Source organism: Cumulibacter manganitolerans (assembly GCF_009602465.1).
In the GTDB taxonomy this organism is placed as follows: domain Bacteria; phylum Actinomycetota; class Actinomycetes; order Mycobacteriales; family Antricoccaceae; genus Cumulibacter; species Cumulibacter manganitolerans.
Genome location: NZ_WBKP01000121.1, coordinates 1 through 1364, shown reverse-complemented (window position 1 = coordinate 1364; position 1364 = coordinate 1). Strand labels below are relative to the sequence as shown.

Below are 1364 nucleotides of genomic sequence, written 5' to 3'. Positions count from 1 at the left end.
CCAGCAGAGTGGTGTACGACGGACCTGAGTGAGCGCGTGCCTCCAACGTAGGCGCGGCCACCAGGTGGATCCTTCGAGTGATCTCTCACAACCGACTCGAAGAAGGACACCTTGATGACCGCTGTACCAAGTATCGACCCTGCCCGTTTCCTGAACGAGCAGCTGTCCCAGGCGAGCCCTGATCTGATGCGGGATCTGCTGAGCACGTTCGTCAACGCGCTGCTGTCGGCGCAGGCCGACGCGGTGTGCGGCGCCGGCTACGGCGAACGCAGCACCGAGCGGGTCAACGCCCGCAACGGCTACCGTCACCGCGACCTCGACACGCGTGTCGGCACGCTCGACGTCGCCGTGCCCAAGCTGCGCAGCGGGTCGCTGTATCCGGACTGGCTGCTGGAGCGCCGCAAGCGCGCCGAACGCGCCCTCACCTCGGTGGTGGCGACCTGCTACCTGCTCGGCGTGTCCACGCGGCGGATGGACAAGCTCGTGCAGACCCTCGGGATCACGGGCCTGTCGAAGTCGCAGGTGTCGGTGATGGCACGTGAGCTCGACGAGCACGTCGAGCAGTTCCGCACCCGGCGGCTCACCGACGCCGGGCCGTTCACCTTCATGGCCGCCGACGCGCTCGTGCTCAAGGTCCGCGAAGGCGGCCGCGTGGTGCCGGTGCACGTGCTGGTCGCCACCGGCGTCAACGCCGACGGGCATCGCGAGATCCTCGGCGTGCAGGTCACCTCGAGTGAGGACGGTGCCGGCTGGCTAGCGTTCTTCCGCGACCTGACCGCCCGCGGCCTGTCGGGGGTCAAGCTGGTCACCTCCGACGCGCATGCCGGCCTGGTGGCCGCGATCGGCGCGAGTCTGCCCGGCGCCTCCTGGCAGCGGTGCCGCACCCACTACGCCGCGAACCTGATGTCGGTGACGCCGAAGTCCTCGTGGGGGTGGGTCAAGGCACTGCTGCACTCGATCTACGACCAACCCGACACCGATGCGGTGCACGCCCAGTTCGACCGCGTCATCGACGCCCTCGAAGGAAAGCTCCCGGCCGTCGCCGAGCACCTCGAGGAAGCCCGCGCCGACATCCTCGCCTTCACGGCGTTCCCCAAGGAGATCTGGCGCCAGATCTGGTCGAACAACCCCAACGAGCGGCTCAACCGCGAGATCCGCCGCCGCACCGACGTGGTCGGCATCTTCCCCGACCGTCCGAGCATCGTCCGGCTCGTCGGCGCCGTCCTGGCCGAGCAGCACGACGAGTGGGCCGAAGGCCGGCGCTACCTCGGACTCGACGTCCTCGCCCGATCCCAGGCCGTCGACCCCACCGCCGATGCCGAGGAGGTGACCGAACCCGAGCTCCAGGCCCTCACGGCCTAACC

General features: G+C 69.2%; 1 protein-coding gene. It reads left to right on the top strand.

Going from position 1 to position 1364, the window contains the following annotated elements; translation table 11 throughout:
- Positions 1-114: 114 nt before the first annotated feature.
- A complete protein-coding gene (locus F8A92_RS18410) occupies positions 115-1362 on the top strand; it encodes an IS256 family transposase (RefSeq protein ID WP_153506634.1) in 1248 nt (415 codons plus the stop codon).
- The last annotated feature ends 2 nt before the right edge of the window (positions 1363-1364 follow it).